General features: G+C 42.7%; 24 protein-coding genes. 19 read left to right on the top strand and 5 right to left on the bottom strand.

Annotated features, from left to right (window positions below; all coding sequences use genetic code 11):
* The first annotated feature begins 2 nt into the window (after positions 1 to 2).
* The 10 genes from srtB to dnaB all read left to right on the top strand — a co-directional run bounded on the left by srtB (position 3) and on the right by dnaB (position 8381).
* A complete protein-coding gene (srtB, locus tag NQ556_RS15080) occupies positions 3 to 833 on the top strand; it encodes a class B sortase (protein WP_008368917.1) in 831 nt (276 codons plus the stop codon).
* Between the two features lie 15 nt (positions 834 to 848).
* Positions 849 to 1043 carry a DUF951 domain-containing protein gene (locus NQ556_RS15075; protein WP_022221102.1) on the top strand — a complete coding sequence of 65 codons (195 nt, stop codon included), beginning with the start codon at positions 849 to 851 and terminating at the stop codon, positions 1041 to 1043.
* Positions 1044 to 1143: 100 nt separating this feature from the next.
* The gene (gene rpsF, locus NQ556_RS15070) at positions 1144 to 1431 is read left to right on the top strand and encodes a 30S ribosomal protein S6 (protein WP_008368913.1); all 288 of its coding nucleotides are present in this window, start codon (positions 1144 to 1146) and stop codon (positions 1429 to 1431) included.
* Positions 1432 to 1444: 13 nt separating this feature from the next.
* Positions 1445 to 1885, top strand: a complete 441-nt coding sequence (locus NQ556_RS15065; RefSeq protein WP_055155542.1) for a single-stranded DNA-binding protein — start codon at positions 1445 to 1447, stop codon at positions 1883 to 1885.
* 21 nt (positions 1886 to 1906) lie between these two features.
* Entirely contained in the window at positions 1907 to 2170 is a 264-nt protein-coding gene (rpsR, locus tag NQ556_RS15060) for a 30S ribosomal protein S18 (RefSeq protein WP_008368909.1), read from the top strand.
* 149 nt (positions 2171 to 2319) lie between these two features.
* Positions 2320 to 3243, top strand: coding sequence for a sugar phosphate nucleotidyltransferase (locus NQ556_RS15055; RefSeq protein ID WP_008368907.1), 924 nt, complete (start codon positions 2320 to 2322; stop codon positions 3241 to 3243).
* 142 nt (positions 3244 to 3385) lie between these two features.
* Positions 3386 to 4402, top strand: coding sequence for a UDP-glucose 4-epimerase GalE (gene galE / locus NQ556_RS15050; protein ID WP_022221100.1), 1017 nt, complete (start codon positions 3386 to 3388; stop codon positions 4400 to 4402).
* 113 nt (positions 4403 to 4515) lie between these two features.
* Positions 4516 to 6564 (top strand): DHH family phosphoesterase, encoded by a 2049-nt coding sequence (locus tag NQ556_RS15045; protein ID WP_022221099.1) that lies wholly within the window; start codon positions 4516 to 4518, stop codon positions 6562 to 6564.
* A gap of 1 nt (position 6565) precedes the next feature.
* Complete coding sequence (rplI, locus tag NQ556_RS15040) at positions 6566 to 7012, top strand: 50S ribosomal protein L9 (protein ID WP_008368899.1); 447 nt, start codon at positions 6566 to 6568, stop codon at positions 7010 to 7012.
* A gap of 13 nt (positions 7013 to 7025) precedes the next feature.
* A complete protein-coding gene (dnaB, locus tag NQ556_RS15035) occupies positions 7026 to 8381 on the top strand; it encodes a replicative DNA helicase (protein WP_022221098.1) in 1356 nt (451 codons plus the stop codon).
* Between the two features lie 60 nt (positions 8382 to 8441).
* On the opposite strand, the gene NQ556_RS15030 is transcribed toward dnaB, so the two are convergent.
* Positions 8442 to 9053, bottom strand: coding sequence for a helix-turn-helix domain-containing protein (locus tag NQ556_RS15030; RefSeq protein ID WP_204575704.1), 612 nt, complete (start codon positions 9051 to 9053; stop codon positions 8442 to 8444).
* Between the two features lie 234 nt (positions 9054 to 9287).
* Entirely contained in the window at positions 9288 to 9458 is a 171-nt protein-coding gene (locus NQ556_RS15025; RefSeq protein ID WP_008368888.1) for a DUF362 domain-containing protein, read from the bottom strand.
* A 346-nt stretch (positions 9459 to 9804) separates the two neighbouring features.
* Between NQ556_RS15025 and NQ556_RS15020 the strand changes: the two genes are divergently transcribed.
* Positions 9805 to 11025, top strand: a complete 1221-nt coding sequence (locus NQ556_RS15020; RefSeq protein WP_022221096.1) for a substrate-binding domain-containing protein — start codon at positions 9805 to 9807, stop codon at positions 11023 to 11025.
* A gap of 106 nt (positions 11026 to 11131) precedes the next feature.
* Here the strand turns inward: NQ556_RS15020 and NQ556_RS15015 are convergent, their stop codons facing one another.
* Genes NQ556_RS15015 through NQ556_RS15005 form a run of 3 tightly spaced genes read right to left on the bottom strand, consistent with a single transcriptional unit; the run spans position 11132 to position 15638 of the window.
* On the bottom strand, positions 11132 to 12544 hold the full coding sequence (locus tag NQ556_RS15015) for a sensor histidine kinase (RefSeq protein WP_022221095.1): 1413 nt from the start codon (positions 12542 to 12544) through the stop codon (positions 11132 to 11134).
* Positions 12544 to 13245 (bottom strand): response regulator transcription factor, encoded by a 702-nt coding sequence (locus tag NQ556_RS15010; protein ID WP_008368880.1) that lies wholly within the window; start codon positions 13243 to 13245, stop codon positions 12544 to 12546. The genes NQ556_RS15015 and NQ556_RS15010 overlap by 1 nt, the downstream gene beginning before the upstream one ends.
* A gap of 17 nt (positions 13246 to 13262) precedes the next feature.
* Positions 13263 to 15638, bottom strand: a complete 2376-nt coding sequence (locus NQ556_RS15005) for an endonuclease MutS2 (RefSeq protein WP_008368879.1) — start codon at positions 15636 to 15638, stop codon at positions 13263 to 13265.
* Between the two features lie 158 nt (positions 15639 to 15796).
* Between NQ556_RS15005 and NQ556_RS15000 the strand changes: the two genes are divergently transcribed.
* The 8 genes from NQ556_RS15000 to NQ556_RS14965 all read left to right on the top strand — a co-directional run bounded on the left by NQ556_RS15000 (position 15797) and on the right by NQ556_RS14965 (position 25323).
* Positions 15797 to 17080 (top strand): S1C family serine protease, encoded by a 1284-nt coding sequence (locus tag NQ556_RS15000; RefSeq protein ID WP_008368877.1) that lies wholly within the window; start codon positions 15797 to 15799, stop codon positions 17078 to 17080.
* Positions 17081 to 17136: 56 nt separating this feature from the next.
* Positions 17137 to 18078 (top strand): 3'-5' exoribonuclease YhaM family protein, encoded by a 942-nt coding sequence (locus NQ556_RS14995; protein WP_008368874.1) that lies wholly within the window; start codon positions 17137 to 17139, stop codon positions 18076 to 18078.
* A 31-nt stretch (positions 18079 to 18109) separates the two neighbouring features.
* Positions 18110 to 19513, top strand: coding sequence for a 23S rRNA (uracil(1939)-C(5))-methyltransferase RlmD (gene rlmD / locus NQ556_RS14990; protein ID WP_044998534.1), 1404 nt, complete (start codon positions 18110 to 18112; stop codon positions 19511 to 19513).
* A gap of 117 nt (positions 19514 to 19630) precedes the next feature.
* Positions 19631 to 20320 carry a response regulator transcription factor gene (locus NQ556_RS14985; protein WP_008368871.1) on the top strand — a complete coding sequence of 230 codons (690 nt, stop codon included), beginning with the start codon at positions 19631 to 19633 and terminating at the stop codon, positions 20318 to 20320.
* A complete protein-coding gene (locus tag NQ556_RS14980; protein WP_173699159.1) occupies positions 20296 to 21561 on the top strand; it encodes a sensor histidine kinase in 1266 nt (421 codons plus the stop codon). Before NQ556_RS14985 ends, NQ556_RS14980 begins: the two co-directional genes overlap by 25 nt.
* Positions 21562 to 21733: 172 nt before the next feature.
* The gene (locus NQ556_RS14975; protein WP_008368866.1) at positions 21734 to 22408 is read left to right on the top strand and encodes an ABC transporter ATP-binding protein; all 675 of its coding nucleotides are present in this window, start codon (positions 21734 to 21736) and stop codon (positions 22406 to 22408) included.
* The gene (locus NQ556_RS14970; RefSeq protein ID WP_204575702.1) at positions 22405 to 24849 is read left to right on the top strand and encodes an ABC transporter permease; all 2445 of its coding nucleotides are present in this window, start codon (positions 22405 to 22407) and stop codon (positions 24847 to 24849) included. The genes NQ556_RS14975 and NQ556_RS14970 overlap by 4 nt, the downstream gene beginning before the upstream one ends.
* 237 nt (positions 24850 to 25086) lie before the next feature.
* The gene (locus tag NQ556_RS14965; protein WP_044998564.1) at positions 25087 to 25323 is read left to right on the top strand and encodes a hypothetical protein; all 237 of its coding nucleotides are present in this window, start codon (positions 25087 to 25089) and stop codon (positions 25321 to 25323) included.
* The last annotated feature ends 243 nt before the right edge of the window (positions 25324 to 25566 follow it).

The raw sequence follows: 25566 nt of genomic DNA, 5'->3' as shown, positions 1-25566 counted from the left end.
TTATGGGACGGAAAGGACATGGTCGGTATGGAAAGCATTCCAGGCGTGATCGGCGCAAGAAAAAAGGTGGAATCATCAGTACGGTCATTTTGATCGTTGCAATCTGTGTGTTTGCATTTTCTGCCTTTCAGCTGTATAAAATCTTTAACGGATATCACAAAGGGGAAAGTGAGTATAATGATCTGGTAAAGCTTGCGGTTACGGAAGATAAGGGGGAACAGGAGAACGGGACGGACGATCAGGATGGAAGCAGATTTTCCGTGGATTTCGATGCACTCAGACAGATCAATCCGGATGTGGTTGCATGGATCCGTTTTGATGAACCGGCGGTGATCAATTATCCGGTTGTGCAGGGAAGTGATAATTCAGAATATCTGAGTAAGACATTCAAAGGATATGACAATACCGTAGGAACGATTTTTGTAAATGCTTATAATCATGCGGATTTTAATGACAGAAACACGATCATTTACGGACATTATATGTATAATGGAACGATGTTTAATGAGCTGGAGCAGTATCACGAAAAAAGTTTCTGGGAAAAATACCCTTCCTTCTATATTTATACACCGGATGGCAATGTGGCTACTTATCAGATTTATTCTGTTGGAGTGGTAAAAGATACTTCCGAAGGCTATACATATCAGTTCGCAGATGATGCGGCGTTTGCATCCTTCCTTGAAGCAACGAAGGCGTCTTCTTTGTATGATACAGGTGTGGAAGTGGGAAATGATTCGCAGATCGTGACGTTGTCCACCTGTACACGGGAGGGAAATGATGACAGAACGATCGTACACGGTGTCAGGGTAAATGTACAGCCGGCAGGAGAATAAAAGAGGAGTAAAGAGATGGCAGCAGAAGCAAAATTTGAAGTCGGAGATGTGATCCGGATGAAAAAACCGCATCCGTGCGGAAGCTCAGAGTGGGAGATCCTGAGAGTAGGGGCGGATTTTCGTCTGAAATGTCAGGGATGCGGACACCAGGTAATGGTACCGCGCAGACTGGTTGAAAAAAATACAAAAGAAATAAGAAAAAAGGCTTGAAACAAAGCTTGAATTATGATATCATACCAACTTGTGATATATTATTTATCCTTGTTCCCGGCGGATCCGGGAGCCAAAAGACCATAAGGAGGTGCAGGACATGAGCAAATATGAATTAGCAGTTGTTGTCAGCGCAAAACTCGAAGACGACGCCAGAGCAGAAGTAATCGAAAAGGTGAAAGCACTTGTTACACGTTTCGGTGGTAACATTACTGACGTTGACGAATGGGGAAAGAAGAGATTAGCTTACGAAATCCAGAAGATGAAAGAAGCTTACTACTACTTCATTCACTTTGAATCTGAAACAACAACACCAGGCGAAATCGAAGAAAGAATTCGTATCATGGATGGTGTAATCAGATATTTATGCGTGAAACAGGAAGCTTAGAAAGAGGCAACGTATGAATAAAGTAGTTTTAATGGGACGTCTGACAAGAGATCCTGAAGTGAGATATTCACAAGGTGAGAACGCTCTCGCTATTGCAAGATATACATTAGCTGTAGACCGCAGATTCAAGCGTGACGGAGAACAGACCGCAGATTTTATTAACTGTGTTGTGTTCGGAAAGAGTGCTGAATTTACAGAACGTTATTTCCGTCAGGGAATGCGCGTAGTGGTTTGCGGAAGAATCCAGACCGGAAGCTATACCAACAGGGATGGTGTAAAGGTCTATACAACAGAAGTTGTTGTTGAGGAACAGGAATTCGCAGAAAGTAAGAATGCTAGCAGTGCTAATACACAGTCTTATCAGGCAGCCCCGGCACCGGCGCCAAGCGCTGATGCAGGTGACGGTTTCATGAACATTCCAGACGGAATTGATGAGGAGTTACCGTTTAATTAAGGTTGAAAGGAGATGTGTACAATGGCATTCGAAAAAGGAAACAGACCGGATTCTCCAATGAAGAGAAGAGGCGGACGCAGAAGAAAAAAAGTTTGTGTATTCTGTGGTAAAGAAAACAACGAAATCGATTACAAAGATACAGCAAAATTAAAGAAATATGTTTCTGAGAGAGGAAAAATCCTTCCGAGAAGAATCACAGGAAACTGTGCAAAACATCAGAGAGCTCTTACAGTAGCAATCAAGAGAGCAAGACATATCGCTTTAATGCCATACGTTCAGGATTAATCGAATATGATCAGAACAGGATTTCCGTTTTGGAAGTCCTGTTTTTTTTACTGTTTTTCTGTCTGGCAGACGATTGAAAAAGGAGTCATTTGGGGTTAGAATAAGAAAGAGAAAGTTTTGAAATCTAAAAAAGAATTGGAGAATCAATTATGAAAAAACCAGTTTTAGTAATTATGGCAGCAGGAATGGGAAGCCGTTATGGCGGACTTAAACAGATCGATCCAGTTGATAAAGAGGGACACATCATTATGGATTTTTCCCTGTTTGATGCAAAAAGAGCCGGATTTGAGAAGGTTATTTTTATTATAAAGAAAGAAAATGAAGACAGTTTCAGAGAAGCAGTAGGAAACCGTATGGCAAAATATATGGAGGTTTCTTATGTATTTCAGGATATCAACAACATTCCGGAAGGTTTTGAAGTTCCGGAAGGCAGAGTGAAACCGTGGGGAACCGGACATGCAGTCCTCAGCTGCATTGATGAGATCGACGGGCCATTTGCTGTTATCAATGCAGATGATTATTATGGAAGACATGCGTTTGAAGCAATTTATAATTATCTGTCTGAGCATGAGGATGATGATAAGTATCGTTATGCGATGGTCGGATATCTTCTGAAGAATACAGTAACAGACAATGGTCATGTGGCAAGAGGAATCTGTACGACCAATGAAGAAGGGGAACTGGTAAATATTACCGAAAGAACCCGCATTGAGAAGCGTGACGGTAAGATTGCGTTTACCGAAAATGATGGCGAAACCTGGGAAAATTTACCAGAGGATACACTGGTTTCCATGAATATGTGGGGATTTACGAGAAGCATACTGGACGAGCTGAAAGCAGAATTTCCACAGTTCCTGAAGAAAGGACTTACTGAAAATCCGATGAAGTGTGAATATTTCCTGCCGGCAGTCGTAAGCAATCTTCTGGAGGCAGACCGCGCAACAGCAGCGGTTCTTCCGTCGGCAGATAAATGGTACGGCGTAACTTATAAAGAAGACAAACCGGTTGTCGTAGAAGCGATCCGCAATCTGAAAAAAGAAGGTCTTTATCCGGAAAATCTCTGGGAAGAGTAGGAATGTGTTGAAATTTAGTAAATAGTTCATTTGATTTACTAAAAAATATAAATAATTTAGTAAAAACACTTCCATATAGGCAGGATGTGTGCTATAGTGTGTAAAGAAAAGTAAATGATTCTAATTTCAGGAGGAAAAAATCATGGCAATTTTAGTAACAGGCGGAGCCGGATTTATCGGCAGTCACACATGTGTAGAGATGCTGAATGCAGGATATGAAGTTATTGTAGTAGATAATCTTTGCAATGCTTCTGAAGAAGCAATCAGACGTGTAGAGAAGATCACCGGTAAGAACGTTACATTTTATAAAGCAGATATCAGAGATAAAGAAGCACTGGATCAGATTTTTGACAAAGAAAGTGTAGAATGTGTCATTCATTTCGCAGGACTTAAAGCAGTCGGAGAATCTGTTGCAAAGCCACTTGAATATTATCAGAACAATATTGCAGGAACACTTACACTTTGTGATGTTATGCGTAACCATAATGTGAAGAACATCATCTTCAGTTCTTCAGCAACGGTATATGGTGATCCGGCATTTATCCCGATTACAGAAGAATGCCCGAAGGGAACCTGTACGAATCCTTATGGATGGACAAAATGGATGCTTGAACAGATCCTGACAGACCTGCATAAGGCAGATCCGGAGTGGAATGTTGTTCTTCTTCGTTACTTCAATCCGATCGGCGCACATGAGAGCGGACTGATGGGAGAAGATCCGAAGGGTATCCCGAACAACCTGCTTCCATATATTGCACAGGTTGCAATCGGTAAGCTGGAATGCCTGGGGGTATTTGGTGATGATTATGATACACCGGACGGAACAGGTGTGAGAGACTACATCCATGTGGTTGACCTTGCAATTGGACACGTAAAGGCGCTGAAGAAGATCCAGGAAAAATCAGGCGTAAGCATTTATAATCTTGGAACCGGAGTGGGATATTCAGTACTGGATGTATTGCATGCATTTGAAAAAGCATGTGGAAAAGAGATCCCTTACCAGATCAAGCCAAGAAGAGCCGGAGATATCGCAACATGCTACTGTAATGCAGAAAAAGCAAAGAACGAGCTCGGATGGGTTGCAGAACGCGGAATCGACAAGATGTGTGAGGATTCATGGAGATGGCAGACAATGAATCCGAATGGATATGAAGCTTAATAAAAGAAAGAAAAATGTGTCAGGGTGTACGTTCCCTGGCACATTTTTTAGTTCCCTAATATCCGGAAAGGTGATATAATACAAATATCTATAGGTTTTAAGAGGGCTGAAAGATGAAAAAGGATATAAAGTTAAAGGGACAACTGAAATTGTATATGCAATGGCCGGGAATTATGATTCTTTTCCTTATCCTGATGAATATCTGGATCTTCAGGATGGATCGAAAGGCCGGGCTGCTTATGAGTGCGTTTGTGCTGGTTTATGCAGTCGTCATTGGCATTATGTATTTTTACAATAAGTCTCTGATTCTGGCAGACATGGTAGAGTTTGCAGCGCAGTACGGGATTGTCCAGAATACACTTCTGAAGGAACTTTCGATTCCGTATGCGATTTTACTGGATGATGGAAAAATCATCTGGACGAACACACAGTTTCGGGAAGTCCTTGGGACGACTATCCGGAAGGATACCTATCTGAGTAAATATATTCCGGAGTTGAACCGGGGCGTATTTCCAAAGGAAGAGAATGAATCGGTAAGCCTGGAATTCAATTATCTTGACAGAGATTATCAGGCTGAGATCCAGTGCGTATCGGTCGAAGGTTTCAGTGAGACAGAGCAGCTTCTGGAGATACCGGAGGAAAAGGAATATTTTATTGCGATACATCTTCAGGATGTGACAGAGCTGAACCGGTATATCCGGGCGAATGAAGAGCAGCGGCTGGTGGCCGGACTGGTTTATATTGATAACTATGAAGAGGTCATGGAAAGTGTCGAGGAAGTAAGGCAGTCTCTTCTGGTGGCATTGATCGACCGTAAGATCAACCAGTATATTGCGGATTTTTCCGGTATTGTGAAGAAGCTTGAGAAAGACAAATATTTTGTTGTAATTAAAAAAGAAAGCTTCAATCGAATGGAAAAAGACCGTTTTTCTTTACTTGATGAAGTAAAAGGAGTCAGTATCGGCAATCAGATTCCGGTTACACTAAGTATTGGGCTTGGACTCAGTACAGATACCTATGCTGCAGGATATAATTATGCCCGTATAGCGATCGATCTTGCACTTGCAAGAGGCGGAGATCAGGTAGTTGTGAAGAATAACAAGGGAATCAGCTATTATGGCGGAAAGCGTGAGCAGACTGCTAAGAATACCCGAGTAAAAGCAAGAGTAAAAGCAGAAGCACTCCGGGAGTTTATCACCGGAAAAGAGCGTGTGATCGTAATGGGACATAAGATGGCAGATGTGGATTCATTTGGTGCGGCAATCGGTATTTACCGGGCAGCAAGTGCGATGAAAAAGAAAGTCAATATTGTCCTGAACGATATTTCTGTGACACTCAGACCGCTTTATGAAGCATTTACTGATGATCCGAAGTATCCGGATGATCTGTTTGTGACTTCCCATGAGGCGGAGGAACTGGCAGATGACAATACAATGGTAGTTGTTGTTGACACCAATAAGCCAAAGATGACAGAATGTGAACGCCTGCTTCGTCTGACGAAGACGATTGCAGTTCTGGATCACCACAGACAGAGTGATGAAGTGATTGAGAATGCGGTTCTGTCGTATATTGAGCCATATGCTTCCTCGGCGTGTGAGATGGTAGCAGAGGTTCTTCAGTATATCGGCGATGATCTGCGTTTGAATTCCATGGAAGCGAACAGTATGTATGCAGGTATTCTGGTTGATACCAACAATTTCATGTCCAGAACAGGAGTCCGGACCTTTGAGGCGGCTGCGTACCTGAGAAGATGTGGCGCAGATGTTACTTATGTAAGAAAACTCCTCCGTGATGATATGGCATCTTACCGGGCAAAAGCTGCAGTAATCAGCAGTGCTGAGGTATATCGGGATGTATTTGCGATCGCGCGAGGCGAACATCTGGGAATTGAAAGTCCCACTATTATCGGAGCACAGGCGTCAAATGAGCTTCTCAATATTGAGGAGATTAAGGCTTCTTTTGTACTGACTGAATATAATGGTAAGATTTACATCAGTGCACGTTCCATTGATGAGATCAATGTACAGATCATTATGGAGCGGCTCGGCGGAGGCGGTCATATCAACACTGCCGGTGCCCAGTTTCCATATTCCGATATGGAAAGAGCGATTGAAACTCTGAAAAAGACAATCGATATTATGATAGAAGAAGGAGATATTTAAGATGAAAGTTATTTTATTGGAAGATGTAAAATCCCTTGGGAAAAAAGGTGAGGTTGTAAATGTAAGTGACGGATATGCAAGAAACTTCATTTTCAAAAAAAACCTTGGACTGGAAGCAAATGGAAAGAATTTAAATGACTTAAAGCTTCAGAAACAGAATGAAGAAAAGGTTGCACAGGAGCATCTGGAAGCAGCGCAGGAACTTGCAAAGAAATTAGAGGCAGCAAAAGTAGAACTCAAGATCAAGACCGGGGAAGGTGGAAGAACATTCGGTTCTGTGTCTTCAAAGGAAATTGCAATTGCAGTAAAAGAACAGCTGGGATATGATCTTGATAAGAAAAAGATCCAGATCAAAGAAGCAATCCGTACACCTGGAATGCATCTTGTACCGGTCAAACTTCACCAGAAAGTGACTGCTGAATTAAAAGTGCACGTTGGGGAAGCTTAGGAGGATCTGAGACATGGATGAAGCACTCATTAAGAGAGTACCGCCACACAGCATAGAGGCAGAGCAGTCTGTTGTTGGAGCGATACTGATGGACCGGGATGCGATTACAGTAGCTGCCGAGATCATTTGTGGAGATGACTTTTATCAAAAGGCATATGGTGTAATTTTCGATTCAGTGGTAGAACTTTTTAATGAGGGAAAACCCGTTGACCTGATTACACTGCAGAACCGTCTGCGTGAAAAAGCTGTTCCGGAAGAGATCAGTAGTCTTGAATTTGTCCGGGATCTGGTAACAGCAGTTCCAACCTCGGCAAATGTAAAGTATTATGCTGAGATCGTCTCTGAAAAAGCAACGTTGAGGCGTCTGATCAAGATGAATGAAGCGATTGCGGATGAATGTTATCAGGGGCAGGAGCCGCTGGAGGCGATCCTTGAAAGGACAGAGAAGCAGGTTTTTGAGCTGGTGCAGAACCGCGGAGGAAACGGTGAATACGTGCCGATCAAGCAGGTAGTGTTAAATGCCCTTGAGAAAATTGAGAAAGCATCTAAGAGTAAGGGAACTGTTACAGGAATTCCGACTGGATTTATTGACCTGGATTACAAGACATCCGGTCTGCAGCCCTCCGATCTGATCCTGGTCGCAGCCCGTCCTTCTATGGGTAAGACGGCGTTTGTACTGAACATTGCACAGCATGTGGCGTTTAAACAGAATCGTACAGTTGCCATATTCAGTCTGGAAATGTCAAAGGAACAGCTGGTAAACCGTCTGTTCTCGCTGGAATCCTATGTAGATGCACAGCTTTTAAGAACTGGTAATCTGAAGGATTCTGACTGGGAAAAGCTGATCGAAGGTGCCGGAACAATTGGAAGATCGAACCTGATCATTGATGATACACCGGGTATTTCGATTTCGGAAATGCGTTCCAAATGCAGAAAATATAAAATGGAACATAATCTTGAGCTGATCATCATCGACTACCTGCAGTTGATGAGCGGAAGTGTTGGTGGACGTAATGAGTCCCGTCAACAGGAAATTTCCGATATTTCCCGTTCCTTAAAAGCGCTTGCCCGAGAATTAAGTGTGCCGGTCATTGCGCTGTCACAGCTGAGCCGTGCGGTTGAGCAGAGACCAGATCACAGACCGATGCTTTCTGATCTGCGTGAGTCCGGAGCAATCGAGCAGGATGCCGACGTGGTTATGTTCATTTATCGAGATGATTATTATAATAAGGATACGGAGCATGTCAATGAGGCAGAGATCATTATTGCCAAACAGAGAAACGGTCCGATTGGAACCGTAACGCTTACATGGCTTCCGCAGTACACGAAATTTGCCAATTCAGAACGAAAAGTTGTGGATGGGGAATAAGAAATTATGAAATGAAAAAGACAGAGAACAGAATCAAAACTGTTCTCTGTCTTTTGACTTTTATGTGGTTTCGCCAAATAATTTCCGCAGGTAATGTCCGGCGGCAGATTTTGAAGCTTCTTTCCGGAGTGCCTGCTGCTGACGAAGTAAATGATCAAGCTTCCGGTAACGGTCTTCTTCCAGGCGTTCTTTTGCCTGTAAAAGAAAATCCATTTCCTTTGTTACTTTTTCAGATACGGATTTGCCGAGAGACCCCTCCAGGATCTGGTTGTTTTCCAAAAGAATTTTTCGGAGAGACTCTTCGAGCAGAGGCTGATAAACAGAAAGAGAAAGGTTGTCTTCTGTATAAACAGAAAGAGCCGGATCCTGGGGGTCAGCAACTTCGTTTATCGAAGCGGCAGCCTTTGGTGCATCCGATTTTCTGGCCTTCAGAAGTGCTTTTGTGCGAAGCATGTCCGGAAGGAGCTGTTTGATCTCCTTCAGGAGTAGTCCCTGTTCTTTGAGTTCTTTGATACAGCTAAAAAGCTGTATATCTTCTTCCGTATAGTGCCGATGTCCCATCTCAGTGCGTCCGATCGGAAGATCAAGCTCTTCCTCCCAGTAGCGAAGAACATGTGATTCTACGCCAACGTGTTTGGCAGCTTCTGAGATCATGTAATGAACGTCGCCCATACGATAACCCCCTTATTAAAATAAGTATGTGATATAGATTGAGTACAAGTCTATTGTAGCATAAGAAGAAGAGATGGAAAGAAAAATCGTTCGACAAATGTTGCAGAGGGAAGAATGTCAGATAGGATGATGCTTACTGGATCTGTATTTGGTTCAGACGTATACATAAAAAGAGACGATCTTCAGATGAAAATCGTCTCTTTCTTACTGTCTTATTCAATCTACGTGTTCTGATTACTCAGCGCTGATTGCTCCTGTAGGACATGCTGATTCACAAGCGCCACAGTCAACACATGCAGAAGCATCGATCTGCATATGATCTGCACCCATAGAGATTGCTCCTACTGGACATTCGCTTTCGCAAGCTCCGCAGCTTACACATTCGTCTGAAATTACGTGTGCCATGATATGTATCCTCCTTATTATTATGAAAAAGTTAAAATCGATATGCCTTTCGCATAACTTTATTCTAATACAGAACTTGAAAATATACAAGAGGAATTTATGCTTAAAAATAGATACAATTGAGTTAGAAATGTCAAACTAATAGCGCGAAATGGGCATTTCTTTGGTTAGAAATATAAAACCAAAAGGTTAGTAATATAAAACTTACAAATGAAACCAAAAAGAATTTATGAAATCTTAAGAAATTTTTCTACCTTTCCCGGGCGATTTGGTGTATAGTGGGTACTGTATCATTTTATAACCAATAATGAAACTGATTTTAAGATAGAGAAAGTGGAGTGGATTTATGAAAAAACGGTGGAGTATACTTTCGGCTGTACTTTGTGTGGCACTTTTGACTGGTGGATGTGGAACTGGAAGCAAGAATGATGCAGGTACAGGAAAAGAGCAGACATTCAGTCATGAGACAAGGGAAGAGAATGAGCATCAGAGTAACCTGGATGTTTTACAGCCATCTGCATATGGCAATGTGCAGGGACTGAATCTGGAGAAAGGAAGCTCGATTTCTATTATAGGAAGAGGAAGTTCTTCCGCATACTGGAAAGCTGTTCAGGAAGGTGCAAAGCAGGCGGTAGCGGATATTAATACAAACCTGGGATATAAAGGGAATGATAAAGTAAAGCTTGTTTATTCTGCGCCGGAGACAGAGAATGATGTAGATGATCAGGTAAATATTCTGGATGAGGAGCTTGCACGGTATCCGGTTGCGGTCGGGATCGCAGCAGTTGATTCAGGGGCATGTGAGGTTCAGTTTGATCTTGCTGCAGAGAATGGGATCCCGATCGTAGCATTTGATTCCGGGACCGATTATCAGAATATTGTATCCATGATTGATACAGATAATACAACTGCCGCTGCAACAGCAGCAAGTAAGCTGTGCAACAGTATCGGTGAGAGTGGTCAGATCCTTGTAATCGCACATGACTCCAAGTCTACTTCTTCTGAAGAAAGAGAGCAGGGATTTGTACAGGAAGTGGAAAAGAATGATCCGAATGTAACGGTTGCAGAGATCTGGCATCTGGATGATCTGGATGCGATCTCAAAAGAGATCAATGCAGATTCATCTGAAAAGAATTCCCAGGAGACTGCAGATAATGTGCAAAAAGCAGAGGAAGAGAACGCAGATAGCCGGGATACCCAGACGGCACAGCAGGATGCAATCAAGTATCTTCTTGAAAAGTATCCGGATGTAAAAGGAATTTTTGCAACCAATGAAACAGTAGCAGACCTTGTGGTGAATGTTCTGGACTCTATGGACAAAACAACAGGGGAAGACCGAATCAAGGTAGTGAGCTTTGACGGCGGGGAGGATCAGATGAAGCTTCTGGAAGATGGGAAGATTGATGGGCTGATCGTTCAGAACCCATACGGAATTGGCTATGCAACGGTTGTTGCCTGCGCAAGAGCAGTGCTTGGTCAGGGAAATGAAGCAATGGTAAGTACCGGATATACCTGGGTTACAAAAGATAATATGAATAAAGATTCGATTAAGAAGATGCTTTATTAGTAAGAAGAAATGTCTGAAATCTGTGGGAAATGGGTTTCAGACATTTTTATATAAAAACGGTTGTGAGTGACATATTATTTATGCCGGCTACAACCGTTTCTTTTTGCTATTTTTTCGTCAGTGGAAGGGAGAAGATAAATTCTGTTCCAACTCCCTCGGTACTGATCACATTGATATTTTCATTGTGTGCCTGAATAATTTCTTTTACGATTGAAAGCCCAAGTCCGGTTCCTTTTTTGTCTTTTCCGCGGGAGAGATCGCTTTTGTAAAAACGTTCCCATATTTTGTTGATACTTGATTTCGGAATGCCAATTCCATAATCTTTGACGGAAGTATATACTTTGTCACCGCGCGGTGTGGTTTCAATCGTGATCGTAGACTCCGGATTGCTGAATTTGATCGCGTTGTCCAGCAGATTGTATAGAACCTGTTGGATTTTGTGCTGGTCAGCATGTACATACAGGGTACGAGTTGCCAGAAGAAGTTCGATAGAAATTTTTTTGGCAGTGCAGGTACCTTCGAAAGAAGCTGCTGTGTTACGGATCACTTCGTGAATATCAAAATCTGTTTTATCAAGAAGAAGATCCTTCGTATCAAATTCATTCAATGTCAGCAGATCGCGTGTAAGGTCAGTAAGACGTTCTGTTTCAAATAAGATGATATTTAAGTATTTGCCCTGCATTTCAGGTGGGATCGTGCCATCCGCCATGGCTTCAACATAGCCTTTGATGGAAGTCAGAGGAGAACGGAAATCATGGGATACATTTGCCACAAATTTCTTCTGGTAATCCTCCATATCTTTCAGTTGGGAAGACATGTAGTTGAGGGATGCGGAAAGATATCCTATCTCATCCTGCGTATTAACCGGGATGACAACATCCAGATTGCCGGAAGCATACTGCTTTGCTGCATTCGTAATCTTGACGAGCGGGCGGTAGATCAGAAAATGTACACCCAGCAAAATAATGAATGAGAGCACATAAATGATCAGAATCACGATATACGTGTTACGCATCAGAACAGAATGTGCGTCTGTGATCTGCGAGTAAGGCTTATGTACAAGCAGATATCCGTGGGTTGAAAAATTCTCTGTGACCGGAGCAATCACGGTGATCATTTCTGAGTTGAAGTACCCGTGATAATCACCGGTCAGATAAGTGGAGCCGCCAGATTCTGCAGGATCAAAATTTTCAATCCGGGAAGGGGCATACGATACATCGCCGGATTTGGCAGATGCAAGTAAAGATCCCTCATTATCAACAAACCAGATATCTGAATTCAGATAATCGCTCATACCATTGAGCTGTGTATAAACATCTGCCAGAGCAATGGTTTTGGAAAAATAGTCCGGCAGATAATTGGATGCAAGCAGATTCGCCGACTGATACATATTGCCGGAAATGCTGCTTTCCAGATAGTGGGTTGTCAGTGTGGATGACAGGGATGCCACTGTAAAAATACTTAAAAATCCGAGAATAATATATAAGAGGATAAATTTAAGGTAAAGAGTACTTTTCATTACTTCACCTCAAATTTGTAACCGATTCCCCAGACGGTACTAAGTCCCCAGGAAGGATGATCCTTGATCTTCTCGCGCAGACGCTTAATATGAACATCAACGGTACGGGTGTCGCCGACATACTCATAGCCCCAGATCTGGTCAAGGAGCTGCTCGCGTGTGAATACCTGGTTTGGTGAAGAGGCGAGGAAATACAAAAGTTCCAGTTCTTTTGGCGGCATATCTACATTCTTACCATCAACGGTTACTGCGTAATTGGTAAGATTGATCTCGATTCCCGGATAGTCAACAACCTTTCCGCGGCTGGCGGCAGGAGTTTCTGGTTTGGCAGGCTGATAGCGTCTGAGTACCGCTTTTACTCTTGCGACAAGCTCCTTGGAATCGAATGGTTTTAAGACGTAATCATCGGCACCAAGCTCCAGACCGAGCACCTTGTCAAATACTTCTCCTTTTGCGGAAAGCATAATGATTGGGGTATTGTGCTTACTGCGGATCTCGCGACAGACCTGATAGCCATCGATGCCCGGAAGCATCAGGTCGAGCAGCATCAGGTTTGGCTGATAGGATTCAAATGCGGTAAGAGCTTCTTCCCCGTCGTGTACGATCATCGTATCGAAGCATTCCTTTGTAAGGTAGAGAGAAATCAGTTCTGCAATATTCTCGTCGTCATCTACAATTAAGATTTTCTGTTTAGTCACCATGATAGTTCCCCCAATGATTATTTGAATTCTACGATAGTTACACCGGCATCGCCCTCCCCGAAAGCTCCCAGCCGGAAGGATTTGATATGTTTCTGGCGGCGCAGATACTGATGGATCCCGTTCCTGAGTGCGCCGGTTCCTTTCCCGTGTACAATTCGTACCGGACTTAAGTGTGCGATATAGGCATCATCCAGATATTTGTCAAGTTCGGCAACTGCTTCATCGACTGTTTTGCCAAGAAGATTGATCTCTGGACTGACATGCATGGATTTGCCCATCTTCATCTTGCCACTGCTGGTTCTGCGCATCTGCTTTGCAGTAACCGTAAGCGGTTCTTCGATCGGTTCGAGATCGGAAATATTGACCTGTGACCGGAGAATACCCATCTGGACAAACAGGTTGCCTTTGGCATCCGGTAGTGAATTTACCGTTCCGGTCAGATTCATGCTCAGTACTTTTACAGAATCGCCCAGATGGAAATCGCTTGCCTTGTAAGCTTTGGAAGGTTTTTTCTTTTCCAGACGGTTTTTATTTTCAGTTTTGGAAAGCTGCTTGCGGATCCGTTCTCTTTCTTTTTCCATCTCGGAAGCGGAAATACTGGCTTTGCCGAATTTGCGGAAGTTCTTCATTGTCTCATCAGCAAAATCTTTGGCTTCCTGAACAATGTCGGTTGCTCTGGCATTTGCCTCACGAATGATCCGGTCGCGCTGTGTATCCAGCTTTTCCTGTTGGTTCTTGAGTTCGGACTTGAGACGCTCCATCTCGCGGCGGTAAGAAGCAACCTCTTCCCGCTCTTTTTCGATGGTCTTGCGGCTCTGTTCCAGATCAGTAAGGAGATCTTCAAAAGATTCATCCTCCTCGGTCAGATGCGTTTTGGCATCCTGGATGATATAATCCGGAAGGCCGAGTTTTTCGGAAATCGCGAAAGCATTACTTTTTCCAGGAATACCGATCAGAAGATGGTAAGTCGGGCTCAATGTCTCCACGTCAAATTCACAGCAGGCATTTTCTACTCCCGGAGTAGAAAGAGCAAATACCTTCAGTTCGCTGTAGTGTGTCGTTGCCATAGTGCGGATTCCACGGTTATGCAGATGTGACAGAATGGCGATAGCGAGTGCAGCACCCTCAGTAGGATCGGTTCCCGCACCAAGTTCATCGAAAAGGACTAATGAATTCTCATCCACATGATTTAGGAAAGAAACCACATTTGTCATGTGAGAAGAGAAGGTACTTAAAGACTGTTCAATACTCTGTTCGTCACCAATATCAGCATAAACCTGGTTAAATACAGCAAGTTCTGAACGGTCAAGTGCAGGAATGTGCAGACCTGCCTGGCCCATCAAGGTAAAAAGTCCCACAGTCTTGAGGGAAACGGTCTTACCACCTGTATTCGGACCGGTTATGACGAGAAGATCAAAGGTATCTCCAAGTGTCAGACTGATCGGAACAACTTTTTTACGATCCAGAAGAGGGTGCCTTCCCTCACGGATCCGGATCCGGCCTTCGGTGTTAAAGACTGGGCGGCTGGCGTTCATATCCAGTGCCAGTGCACCTTTTGCAAAAATAAAATCCAGTTCTACAAGTGCTTTGTAGTTCAGACGGATTTCTTCAATATATTCAGCTGCATCCACACTGAGGCGGGCAAGGATCACCTGGATTTCTTCCTGCTCCTGGGCATATAATTCTTTCAGATCATTGTTCAGTTTGACAACGGCCATCGGCTCAATGAAAAGTGTGGAGCCGGTTGCTGACTGGTCATGGATCAGACCATTTACCTGGCTGCGGTACTCGGCTTTTACCGGGAGACAGTAACGGTCGCCACGCATGGTAATAATGGCATCCTGGAGATAGGTGCGCATGGAACCGTTCAAAAGTCCGGTCATGGTAGAATGGATTTTGTCATTCATGCCGTTAATACTGCGGCGGATCTGCTTTAATTTGCTGCTGGCATCATCGCTGATCTCATCTTCACCAAGAATGCAGCGGTCAATTTCGGCAGAAAGTGGTGTAAGCGGCGCAAGCTGTTCAAAATATACATCCAGACAATCTGCCTGATCGTCTGCATTTTCATGACGGCCGTAGGATTTGATCCGGGCGGTTGTCTGAAGAAGCTTGCCGATCCGGAGGAGTTCCGGTGCGCTTAAGGCACTTCCGATCTCCAGGCGCTTGAGAGAGTCGGAGACAGCATAGCAGCCGCTGAAAGAAGGAATTCCCTTCTTTACAATGCGGGTAAATGCTGCGGCAGTCTGTTCCTGTGCAGTGATGATTTTGTTAAGATCGGTCATCGGCTTGATCCGTCGGCAGAATGAAGCTCCGCCAGGGGAAGAAGCGTGATCGGTCAGCATCTCTATAATTTTTGGAAATTCCAATTTTGTTAAAGATTTTTGATTCATAATACATTTATACCTCATATTTTGTCTGGTTCTATTCTAACTTATTTACCGGCTAAATGAAAGTGGAAAGGTGAAATTTCGTTGAACATTTGCGGGGAATCATGTATACTAAAACCAGGTGTGGCTGAAAGCACTCCGGAGGTCTAAGGAGAAGCACAATGTCTGATAATCGGGAGAATAAGCATAACGAAGAACCGCACGACAGTGAGGAAGAAAAATATTCGTTTTTGCAGGAAACAGTAAAAGATGAACAGCGAAGTAAAAAAGGAATCATGGGAAATCTGTGCAGGCTTGCAGGAAGAGGACTGATTTTTGGACTTGCAGCAGGCCTTGCGTTTTATGCCCTTCGCCCATGGGCGATGACACATCTGGGCGGAGAGAAGGTAACGATTCCGCTGGATCAGGAGGAAACTCCGGTTGAGAATGAGACGGATACCAAGGATCAGGAAGCACAGGAGGAAGAGATTCAGTATCCGGATCTGACTGTCGAAGATTATCAGGAGATGAACCATGCATTATACCAGGTGGCATTGTCAGCAGGAAAAAGTGTGGTTGAGATCTATGCCGTGCACCGGGATGAAGGTTGGGAGAATGCAGGGGAGCAGGTTGTATCGGGAGTTATTTTCTGGGATAATGGAGCAGATCTTTTGATTGCGGCACCGGCAAGAATTGTAAAAGATGCAGAAGCACTGAAAGTCACATTTTCAGACAATACTACATATAACGCAACTTTGAAAAAGCAGGACCGGAATCTTGGACTTGCGATCATTGCGGTCAAGAGATCAGATCTGTCGGATAGTACGAGGAACCAGATCCAGACGGCGATGCTTGGTAATTCTAATGCAGTGAACCGTGGGGACGGCGTGATCGTTCTTGGTGAGCAGTTTGGATATGCAGGTGGTGTCGGATATGGGATCATCAGTTCCACTAGAAATTACCGGACAGTGGCGGACGGGCAGTACCGGCTGCTTGATACAGATATTGCAGGAAGTGAAAAAGGGAGCGGAATTCTGTTTAACACGGCGGGTGAAGTGATTGGAATCTGTGACCAGTCAGAACTGCAGAGAGACGGAAATCTTGTAAGTGCCTATGCGATTTCGGATATCAAGGAAGAGATCGAACTTCTGGCAAATGGACAGGGAGTTCCGTATATTGGCGTTCACGGAGTTGTAGTGACGGAGAAGCTTGCCGGCGAACAGGGAATCCCGAAAGGCATTTATGTCAGGGAAGTAGAGGCTGATTCGCCTGCGATGCAGGCGGGGATCCAGAATGGTGATGTGATCACAGAGATTAACAAGACAGATATCATCGGTATAGCAGGATTTCATAAACAGATCGCAGAAGCCGGAACCGGTACACAGATCAGGATCAAAGGGCAGAGGCGTGGCGCAGATGGTTATGTCGATGTAACATTTGATGTGACAGTTGGAAGTAAAGAATAGATTTGCAGATAAAAAGCAACCATAAATTTAAAATATAGAGCAGGAAGAGGAATGACATGAGATATATTGAGACATTACACGAAGGCGAGACAATCAGAAATACGTATCTTTGCAAAGGGAAAAGAAGTGCGGAGACAAGGAACGGAAAACCATATGACAACCTGATCCTTCAGGACAAGACAGGAACTTTAGATGGAAAGATCTGGGATCCGAATTCAAATGGAATTGCAGATTACAGCGAAAAAGATTTTATTGAAGTTTACGGGGAGATCATCAGCTATAACGGCAATCTTCAGATGAACATCAAGCAGCTCCGTGTAGCAGACGAGGGAGAATACGATCCGGCGGATTATATGCCGACCAGCGAGAAAAGTGTGGATGGAATGTATGAAGAACTGATGCGTTATGGAAAGCAGGTGAAGAACCCGTATCTGCAGCAGGTGATCCGGTATTATTTTGTAAATGATGAACAGTTTATCAAGAGCTTCAAGGCACATTCTGCAGCAAAGAGTGTACATCACGGATTTGCCGGAGGACTTCTGGAGCACACATTAAGCGTAGTGAAATTCTGTGAATATATGGCAGGGGCATATCCGATCCTGAATAAGGATCTTCTGTATACAGCGGCAATGTGTCATGATATCGGAAAGACACAGGAACTTTCCCTGTTCCCGGATAATGATTATACCGATGATGGGCAGCTGCTCGGTCATATTGTGATCGGTGTGGAAATGCTGGATGATGCAATTCGTGAGATCCCGGATTTTCCAAAGAAGCTTGCCAGCGAATTAAAGCACTGTATCGTAGCGCATCACGGAGAACTCGAATACGGTTCGCCGAAGAAACCGGCGCTTGCTGAGGCAATGGCACTTAATTGTGCAGATAATGCTGATGCAAAGATGCAGACACTGACAGAGATTTTTAAGGCAAAAGATACAAAGGACTGGTTAGGTTATAACCGTCTGTTTGAATCTAACTTAAGAAAGACCAGTATCTAAGAGAAGTTCTGAAAGAAAGATGAGTATAAAAATGAAGAAAAATGACGTAGTGACGGTAGAAGTTACAGATATCGGAATCGGTGGTGAAGGAATCGGAAAGGTTGATGGATATACTCTGTTTATCAAGGATGCAGTCATCGGAGATACCGTTGAAGTAAAAGTAATGAAAGCAAAAAAGAACTACGGATATGCGAGATTAATGCGGATTGTAAAAGAATCCGCATTTCGTGTATCTGCACGCTGTCCGGAGGCAAGACGCTGTGGCGGATGCCAGATTCAGGAGATGGATTACCGGAAACAGCTGGAGTTTAAAAATACAAAAGTAAGAAATAACCTGATCCGTCTTGGCAGTGTGGAAGAAGAATTGCTGGATCAGATCATGGAGCCGATCGCAGGAATGGAGGAACCGTTCCGTTACCGGAATAAAGCACAGTTCCCGATCGGAGTGGATAAAGAAGGGAATCTGATTGCCGGATTCTATGCCGGAAGAACCCATCAGATCATCCCGGTTCCGAACAGGGACTGCGTACTTGGAGTACCGGAGAATAAAGTGATCCTGGATCAGATTCTGGACTACATGCGGGAAGAGAAGATTTCTGCATATGATGAGGAACGGCACAAAGGGCTGGTGCGCCATGTCCTGGTCCGGTATGGATTTACAACAAAAGAGATCATGGTTTGTCTGATCATTAACGGGGATAAGCTTCCCTGCAGTGAAAAATTGTTGGAAAAGCTGACAAAGATTCCGGGAATGACAAGTATTACTTATAATATCAATAAAGAAAAGACGAATGTGATCATGGGATCAAAGGTTTGTCCGCTCTGGGGACAGACGTATATCACCGATTATATCGGTAATGTCAAATACCAGATTTCACCGCTGTCTTTCTATCAGGTGAATCCGGTACAGACAGAGGTACTTTACGGAACCGCACTGGAATACGCCGGGCTTACTGGAAAAGAGACGGTTTGGGATGTGTATTGTGGTATTGGAACGATTTCCCTTTTTCTTGCGCAGAAAGCACAGAAAGTTTACGGCGTGGAAATCGTGCCACAGGCAATTGAAGATGCAAAGCATAATGCTGAGATCAATGAGATTACAAACGCGGAGTTTTTTGTAGGAAAGGCAGAAGAAGTGTTGCCGGAGTATTATGCGGATTATGCAAAAGAGCATCCGGGAGAGCATGCGAGAGCGGATGTGATCGTAGTCGATCCACCGAGAAAAGGATGTGAGAGAAGCGTACTGGATACGATGGTTCAGATGGAGCCGGAGAGGATCGTATATGTGAGCTGCGATTCAGCGACTTTGGCTCGGGATGTGAAGTATCTGCGGGAGAATGGGTATGAGATCAGGAAGGTGAAGGCGACTGATATGTTTCCGATGAGTGTGCATGTCGAGACGGTTGTCCTTTTGTCCCGACTGAAACAAAAATAATTTACCTAAAAATGAAGATAGCAGGCAACCGCAGTGTCCAGAAGATAAAGAGAGTGCAATTGTGGAGGCATTGAAGCATTTTAAGATGAATAGTTAATAAAGAGAGGTGCAGATGCTATGCCAGGTATACTCGTGGTTGAAGATGATGAAAATTTAAATCGTGGAATTACATTTTCACTGAAAAAATCCGGATATGAGGTTTTTTCAGCAGAATCAGTGAAAAAAGCGAAAAGAATTGCAAGTGATAATAATGTGGATGTTATCATTTGTGATGTGAATCTTCCGGATGGGAATGGACTGGAATTTGTAAGGTGGATGAGATGCAATTATAATACATACATTATTTGTCTTACAGCACTAGATCAGGAGATGGATCAGGTCATGGGATATGAAGCAGGGGCAGATGATTATATTACAAAGCCGTTTAGTCTTTCGGTACTTCTTTTGAAAATAGAAGCACATTTCCGCCGCAGACAGGAGAAAACGGAAGCCGGAAAGATGATTTCGGGAGATATCGTATTTATCGCAGGAGAAATGAAAGTCCTGATAAAGAGTCGTGAAATCAGTCTGACAAAAACGGAGTTGAAAATGCTGACTTTTTTTCTTCAGAATCCGAAACAGATTCTTTCAAAAACACAAATATTGGAAAATGTGTTTGATCTGGAAGGGGATTTTGTGGATGAAAATACAATCGCTGTCAATATCAGAAGACTCCGTGAGAAAATCGAAGACAATCCGGCTGCACCGGTCTATATAAAGAATATCAGAGGTCTTGGGTATATATGGAATCAGGAGGTAAGGCAGTGACAAAGAGATATCGCAAGAAGATTACAGTAGTGCTCTCCTTGGTATTACCTGTCATATTATTGTTTGCAATATTAAATTGCTTTACCACGTATGTGTTTTATGAAGATTATAAATATAAAATGAATCTTATGACAGAGATTGCTGCAAAGGAAGAATTTTCCGGGCTGGATGCTGTTTCGGAATTGCTTAAGGATAAGGATATTGAAACGAACGAACAGGGAAGGCGATTATTGGAGCAATATGGATACTGGGGAAATAATGGGAATACATTTTATTCACAATTCCGGCATCAGGTTATGGTGACCGGTGTTGTAAGCACTTTGATATGCGTGTTTCTTTTGACCTTTTTACTTTATTGGAAGAAAAAAGAAGGTGCGTGTCATCAGAAAATTTTAGACCAGTTGGAAGAAATTCTGATCAGATTCCGTGAAAACAAATTTGATGATTTACTGAAAACGGAAAATCATGCAGAACTGGAAAAATTGAATGACCAGCTTGAAGCAATCGGACATCATATTCAGTTGCTAAAGGAAGAAGCACGGGCAGAAAAGGAGAACACGAAAGAAATGGTTTCTGATATTTCTCACCAGTTAAAGACACCGGTTGCAGCTTTGGATACATGTTTTAGTGTACTGATGCAGAATGACTTAAGTGCCACAGAACAGGAGGAGTTTCGTATCCGTTGTCGGAGTGCTCTGGATGGACTGGAGACATTATTGCAGTCGCTTCTTGAAATATCCAAGATGGAAACTGGACTGATTCAGATTAATAAGAAAAAACTTCCGCTTATGGATACTGTCATATCTGCTGTGAACCGCACTTATCCTAAAGCGGATGAGAAAGAAATTGAATTCGTTTTTGACTATGAAAAAGAGCTGGAAACATGCACGATTATGCAGGATAAAAGGTGGCTTGGTGAAGCTGTGATCAACGTTCTGGATAATGCGGTCAAGTACAGTCCGTGTGGTTCAAAAATATTTATCCGGTTACAAAAAAGAAACGATCTTGTAAGAATGGAAATTGAGGATCAGGGAATTGGTATTCCGCAGAATGAGTATCACAAAATTTTTCAACGATTTTACAGAGGAAGTTCCAAGGAGGTCATGGAAAAGAGTGGTACAGGAATCGGACTTTTTCTATCGAGAGAAATTATCGAAAAACACGCAGGTACGATTACGGTAACCTCCGGCAAAAAGAAAAAAGGAAGCATGTTTGTGATTCAATTACCATATGTTGGTTAAATTTTAATTGGGCAGAAATCTTACAATTCTGTAAGACTTCTGCCCACTTTTTGAAAGTGAAATGAAAGATTATATTGCTACAATCAGCATGTAGGTTGAAAAATGATATATAAACAGGCAAAGAAAGTGTGCTGAAAAGGTACGCTTTACAGAATTGAAAAGGAGGCAACACATGAGTGTGATATTAGAAACCAGGCAGCTTTGTAAGTTTTATGGTGCAGGTGAGAATCAGGTCAAAGCGGTCAATCAGGTGGACATTCAGATTGAGCAGGGAGAATTTGTCGCAATTGTTGGAAAGTCAGGTTCCGGTAAAAGTACATTACTTCATATGCTTGGAGGGCTAGACACCCCGACAAAAGGCAGTGTTACTTTAGCAGGGAAAGATTTATACAGGATGAAGGAAGATGCCCTTGCTGTTTTCCGCAGAAGAAAAATCGGATTTGTTTTTCAGGCATTTAATCTGGTTTCATCTGTTAATGTCTGGGAAAATATTGTACTGCCACTGGGGCTGGATGGAAGAAAAGTGGATGAAGCGTATGTAAATGATATTATTGCAACTCTGGGGATTGAAAACCGGATTTATAATCTGCCAAATCAGTTATCCGGAGGACAGCAGCAGAGAGTGGCAATTGCAAGAGCACTGGTGAATCGTCCGGAAATTATATTTGCAGATGAGCCGACAGGAAATCTTGATTCTAAGACCAGTGATGAGGTAATCGCCCTGCTTAAGATGACAGCAAAAAAATATGGACAGACAATTGTAATGATTACCCATGATGACGAAATTGCACAGGTCGCTGACCGTATTCTGGTAATTGAGGATGGACAGGTGGTGGATTTCAGATGAAGACAATAAGCAGAATTGCATATAGCAATGACAAAAAGAACAAGACAAGAAGTATACTGATTATGATGTCCATATGTCTGACTACGATGCTGCTTGTGATTATCAGTACTGTGGGAAATGGAATGATCCGTTTACAGAAAAGTCAGGCGACAGGCTCATATGGAAGCAATTATGGTTTGTTTGTCGCAGCAGACGGATCGCAGTTAAAGGAAGTAAGCCGCCGTGCAGAAATAGATGCAATAGGAATTATGTGTACAGAAGGCATCATAAAAGGCAATGAAAATGGCGGGTTTGTCTGCATGGATGAGACTGCAAGAAAAATGCTTCCCTATAATAAGGAATATGAATTAAAGGAAGGAAAGTATCCGGAAAAAATGCAGGAAATTGCCGCCGGAAGAGCGTTTTTTCGTGCAATGGGATATGATGATGTAAAGGTCGGAGATACGGTTACACTGGATTACCGTGCAGGGATGCGGTCAGAATATAAGCCGGAAGAGTTTGTTGTCAGCGGAATCCTATATGACCGGGATGAGTATACCATCGAGGCATCTTATGTTGCTTTTGGGTCACAGGAGTTTTATGATGAGCACGTCGCAGAGAATGACAGACAGTATAATATTTATTTTACTTTAAATGATTCTGCAAATGTATCTATGAATAATATTGAACCGGTTATAAAGCAGATTGCAGCATCTTGTGGAATCGAAGAAAAAAATGTTATAATCAATGATTTCTATCTGCAATGGGTCTTGCAGCCGAGTTATGAAACGATTGCGGTATGTGGAATTCTGATTCTTGCAATTGTACTTTTCTCTGTTGTGGTCATTTATAATATTTTTCAGGTCGGTATTGTCAACAAGATACAGGAGTATGGAAAAATCAAGGCTCTGGGAGCGACAAAAAAGCAGATGAAACAACTGATCTTCAGAGAGGGCATTTTTTTGACATTTTTTTCAATACCGGTTGGATTGCTTCTTGGTTTTCTGATTGCAAAATGCGGTTTTAACTGGCTGGTAGAACAGGGAAACCTTGTATCAACCCAAACTGGTTCTATGGGAGTCCAAAATCAGCAGGTGTCACTGTTTTCCCTGCCTGTTATACTTCTATGTATTTTCGTATCATTTCTTACCGTTGCTTTGGCACTGCGCAAATCAATGAAAATTGTTTCAAGGATTTCACCTATCGAAGCAACACGGTATTTAGAAAATGCAGAAACACACAAAAAAGGAAAACGAAATGGCAGAAAAAATGTCACCGTGTTTTCTATGGCAATGGCAAATATAACGGGTAATCCAAAAAGAACCATTGGTACCATCCTCACAATGGGGTTTTCCTGCTCATTGTTTGTGATTATCTCTAATTATGTGGGAAATATTGACACGGAGCATGAAGCACGTCGTTATATAAATCATGGACAATTTGAACTGCAGCTTGACTATTCTGCTGAGTATGATGAAAAATATCCGGAGAATAATCTGGATACGATTCTGACGGATGATCCACTGAATGATTCGCTGATTGAAGAAATCAAAAGCATTCCGGGAGTAACAGATGTCATGCCGAGAGAGATTGTCTCTGTAAATCTGAACGGAACAAGATTTCCGGCTACTATTGTGAGTAAAAAGGATTTTGATTTTATGCGCCAAGAAGGGGATATTGGCTCTATGGACTATGATCAGGCGGTAAAGAATGGTGATATTTTCTTTGGCTGGTCAACGTGGATGGAACAAGATGGATATGCTCTGGGTGAATCCATTGCATTTGACTTTGAGAATGGGAGTGGAACCTATACCTATCAGGGAAAGATTGCAGGATCTTTTGTAAGTGCGGACACTTATCTTGTCATTCCGGAAGGTGTATATCGTTCCATGAATCCGAGGGGAACAGCCTATGGCTATCTGTGGGTGGACTGTGATAAAAAAGATGTGGCATCTGTAGAACAAAGTCTGAATACTTTGATTTCTAATACTTCGCATATAAAAATGGATACTTATCATGCGCGGTTACAATCTGCCGAATTTGCAAGCAGCATGATGAAGCTTGGCTGTTATCTGTTTATGGCGGTTGTAGGACTCATCGGTTTTATGAATATGGCAAACACCATGATCATCAATATCACCACGAAGAAGCAGGAATACGGTGTGCTGCAAGCGGTAGGCATGACCAATAAGCAGTTGAATCTGAGCTTACAAATACAGGGCTTGATTTTTACGGTTGGCACCATCTGCGTCGCACTTGCTGCTGGTCTGCCCCTTGGCTATGCACTGTTTTCCTATGCGAAGCATAATGGGATTTTTGGAATGAACGTTTATCACGTTCCTCTTATCCCGATTCTTGTTATGATTCTTCTGGTTGGTATTCTACAAATTGTGCTTTCCTGTGTTTTAAGCAGTAATCTGAAAAAGGAAACGCTGGTAGAAAGAATAAGGTATCAGGGATAGCAAGTATTGCTGGGATATCCTCAGTATCATAACAGGAATTAAAAGCACTTGGCTTCAAAAAGTTTTGTACTTTTGACAAAATGCAACCAATATAAGTTTTTTGAAAACTGTCGTTTGGTAAAATCTATTCCATTTTTAAAAGCCTTGCGATAAAATATGTTCTGTGAGACGGTTGTCTTGCTTTCCAAGGGAATGGTCGATAGCAGAAAAGTGAAGGTGGACTTCTATCTGGAGGATATGGATTTATCTGAATTTAAGGGAAAAGCAACTTATGAGCAGATAAAGGCATATGTACTTGAAAAGACAGGACTGAAGGTTTCATCACTGTATATCGCACAGATTAAGAAGAAGTGTGGATTAGATGTCGGTGAGAACTTCAATCCGGCTAAATCAGAGAATGCGAGACAGCCACAGTGTACACCGGAGAAGGAAGATGCGATTATGCAGGCATTTAGACATTTTGGAATCATATAGATTGTGGATAAGCAGTATCATGTGTTAAAAATATAGTGAAGTATGGAAAAAAGGACATTCCGGAACTGTAGATTTTACAGGTCAGGGGATGTCCTTTTTGCAGATATGGAAGTGTTCAAGGGACAAGGTAATAATACTGATGTATTAAGACTGATTTGAGAGATGTGTGGATGTTGTGACAGCACTGATCTTAAAATATGGACCGGCAATAAAAAGAAAATGGATTTTACGTGATTGGATAAA

The organism is Coprococcus comes ATCC 27758, assembly GCF_025149785.1.
Taxonomy (GTDB): domain Bacteria; phylum Bacillota; class Clostridia; order Lachnospirales; family Lachnospiraceae; genus Allocoprococcus; species Allocoprococcus comes.
Note: the sequence above shows the minus strand (reverse complement) of the source record. Positions and strands in the feature narration are given on the sequence as shown.

Bases quoted from the DNA above. Each gene is read 5' to 3' on its own strand.
- NQ556_RS15045 (WP_022221099.1), top strand. From the start codon at position 4,516: ATGAAAAAGGATATAAAGTTAAAGGGACAACTGAAATTGTATATGCAA.
- dnaB (WP_022221098.1), top strand. From the start codon at position 7,026: ATGGATGAAGCACTCATTAAGAGAGTACCGCCACACAGCATAGAGGCA.
- NQ556_RS15030 (WP_204575704.1), bottom strand. From the start codon at position 9,053: ATGGGCGACGTTCATTACATGATCTCAGAAGCTGCCAAACACGTTGGC.
- galE (WP_022221100.1), top strand. From the start codon at position 3,386: ATGGCAATTTTAGTAACAGGCGGAGCCGGATTTATCGGCAGTCACACA.
- srtB (WP_008368917.1), top strand. From the start codon at position 3: ATGGGACGGAAAGGACATGGTCGGTATGGAAAGCATTCCAGGCGTGAT.
- rplI (WP_008368899.1), top strand. From the start codon at position 6,566: ATGAAAGTTATTTTATTGGAAGATGTAAAATCCCTTGGGAAAAAAGGT.
- NQ556_RS14975 (WP_008368866.1), top strand. From the start codon at position 21,734: ATGAGTGTGATATTAGAAACCAGGCAGCTTTGTAAGTTTTATGGTGCA.
- NQ556_RS15015 (WP_022221095.1), bottom strand. From the start codon at position 12,544: ATGAAAAGTACTCTTTACCTTAAATTTATCCTCTTATATATTATTCTC.
- NQ556_RS14995 (WP_008368874.1), top strand. From the start codon at position 17,137: ATGAGATATATTGAGACATTACACGAAGGCGAGACAATCAGAAATACG.
- NQ556_RS15010 (WP_008368880.1), bottom strand. From the start codon at position 13,245: ATGGTGACTAAACAGAAAATCTTAATTGTAGATGACGACGAGAATATT.
- rlmD (WP_044998534.1), top strand. From the start codon at position 18,110: ATGAAGAAAAATGACGTAGTGACGGTAGAAGTTACAGATATCGGAATC.
- NQ556_RS15055 (WP_008368907.1), top strand. From the start codon at position 2,320: ATGAAAAAACCAGTTTTAGTAATTATGGCAGCAGGAATGGGAAGCCGT.
- NQ556_RS15000 (WP_008368877.1), top strand. From the start codon at position 15,797: ATGTCTGATAATCGGGAGAATAAGCATAACGAAGAACCGCACGACAGT.
- NQ556_RS15065 (WP_055155542.1), top strand. From the start codon at position 1,445: ATGAATAAAGTAGTTTTAATGGGACGTCTGACAAGAGATCCTGAAGTG.
- NQ556_RS15075 (WP_022221102.1), top strand. From the start codon at position 849: ATGGCAGCAGAAGCAAAATTTGAAGTCGGAGATGTGATCCGGATGAAA.
- rpsR (WP_008368909.1), top strand. From the start codon at position 1,907: ATGGCATTCGAAAAAGGAAACAGACCGGATTCTCCAATGAAGAGAAGA.
- NQ556_RS14965 (WP_044998564.1), top strand. From the start codon at position 25,087: ATGGATTTATCTGAATTTAAGGGAAAAGCAACTTATGAGCAGATAAAG.
- rpsF (WP_008368913.1), top strand. From the start codon at position 1,144: ATGAGCAAATATGAATTAGCAGTTGTTGTCAGCGCAAAACTCGAAGAC.
- NQ556_RS14980 (WP_173699159.1), top strand. From the start codon at position 20,296: ATGGAATCAGGAGGTAAGGCAGTGACAAAGAGATATCGCAAGAAGATT.
- NQ556_RS14970 (WP_204575702.1), top strand. From the start codon at position 22,405: ATGAAGACAATAAGCAGAATTGCATATAGCAATGACAAAAAGAACAAG.
- NQ556_RS15025 (WP_008368888.1), bottom strand. From the start codon at position 9,458: ATGGCACACGTAATTTCAGACGAATGTGTAAGCTGCGGAGCTTGCGAA.
- NQ556_RS15020 (WP_022221096.1), top strand. From the start codon at position 9,805: ATGAAAAAACGGTGGAGTATACTTTCGGCTGTACTTTGTGTGGCACTT.
- NQ556_RS14985 (WP_008368871.1), top strand. From the start codon at position 19,631: ATGCCAGGTATACTCGTGGTTGAAGATGATGAAAATTTAAATCGTGGA.
- NQ556_RS15005 (WP_008368879.1), bottom strand. From the start codon at position 15,638: ATGAATCAAAAATCTTTAACAAAATTGGAATTTCCAAAAATTATAGAG.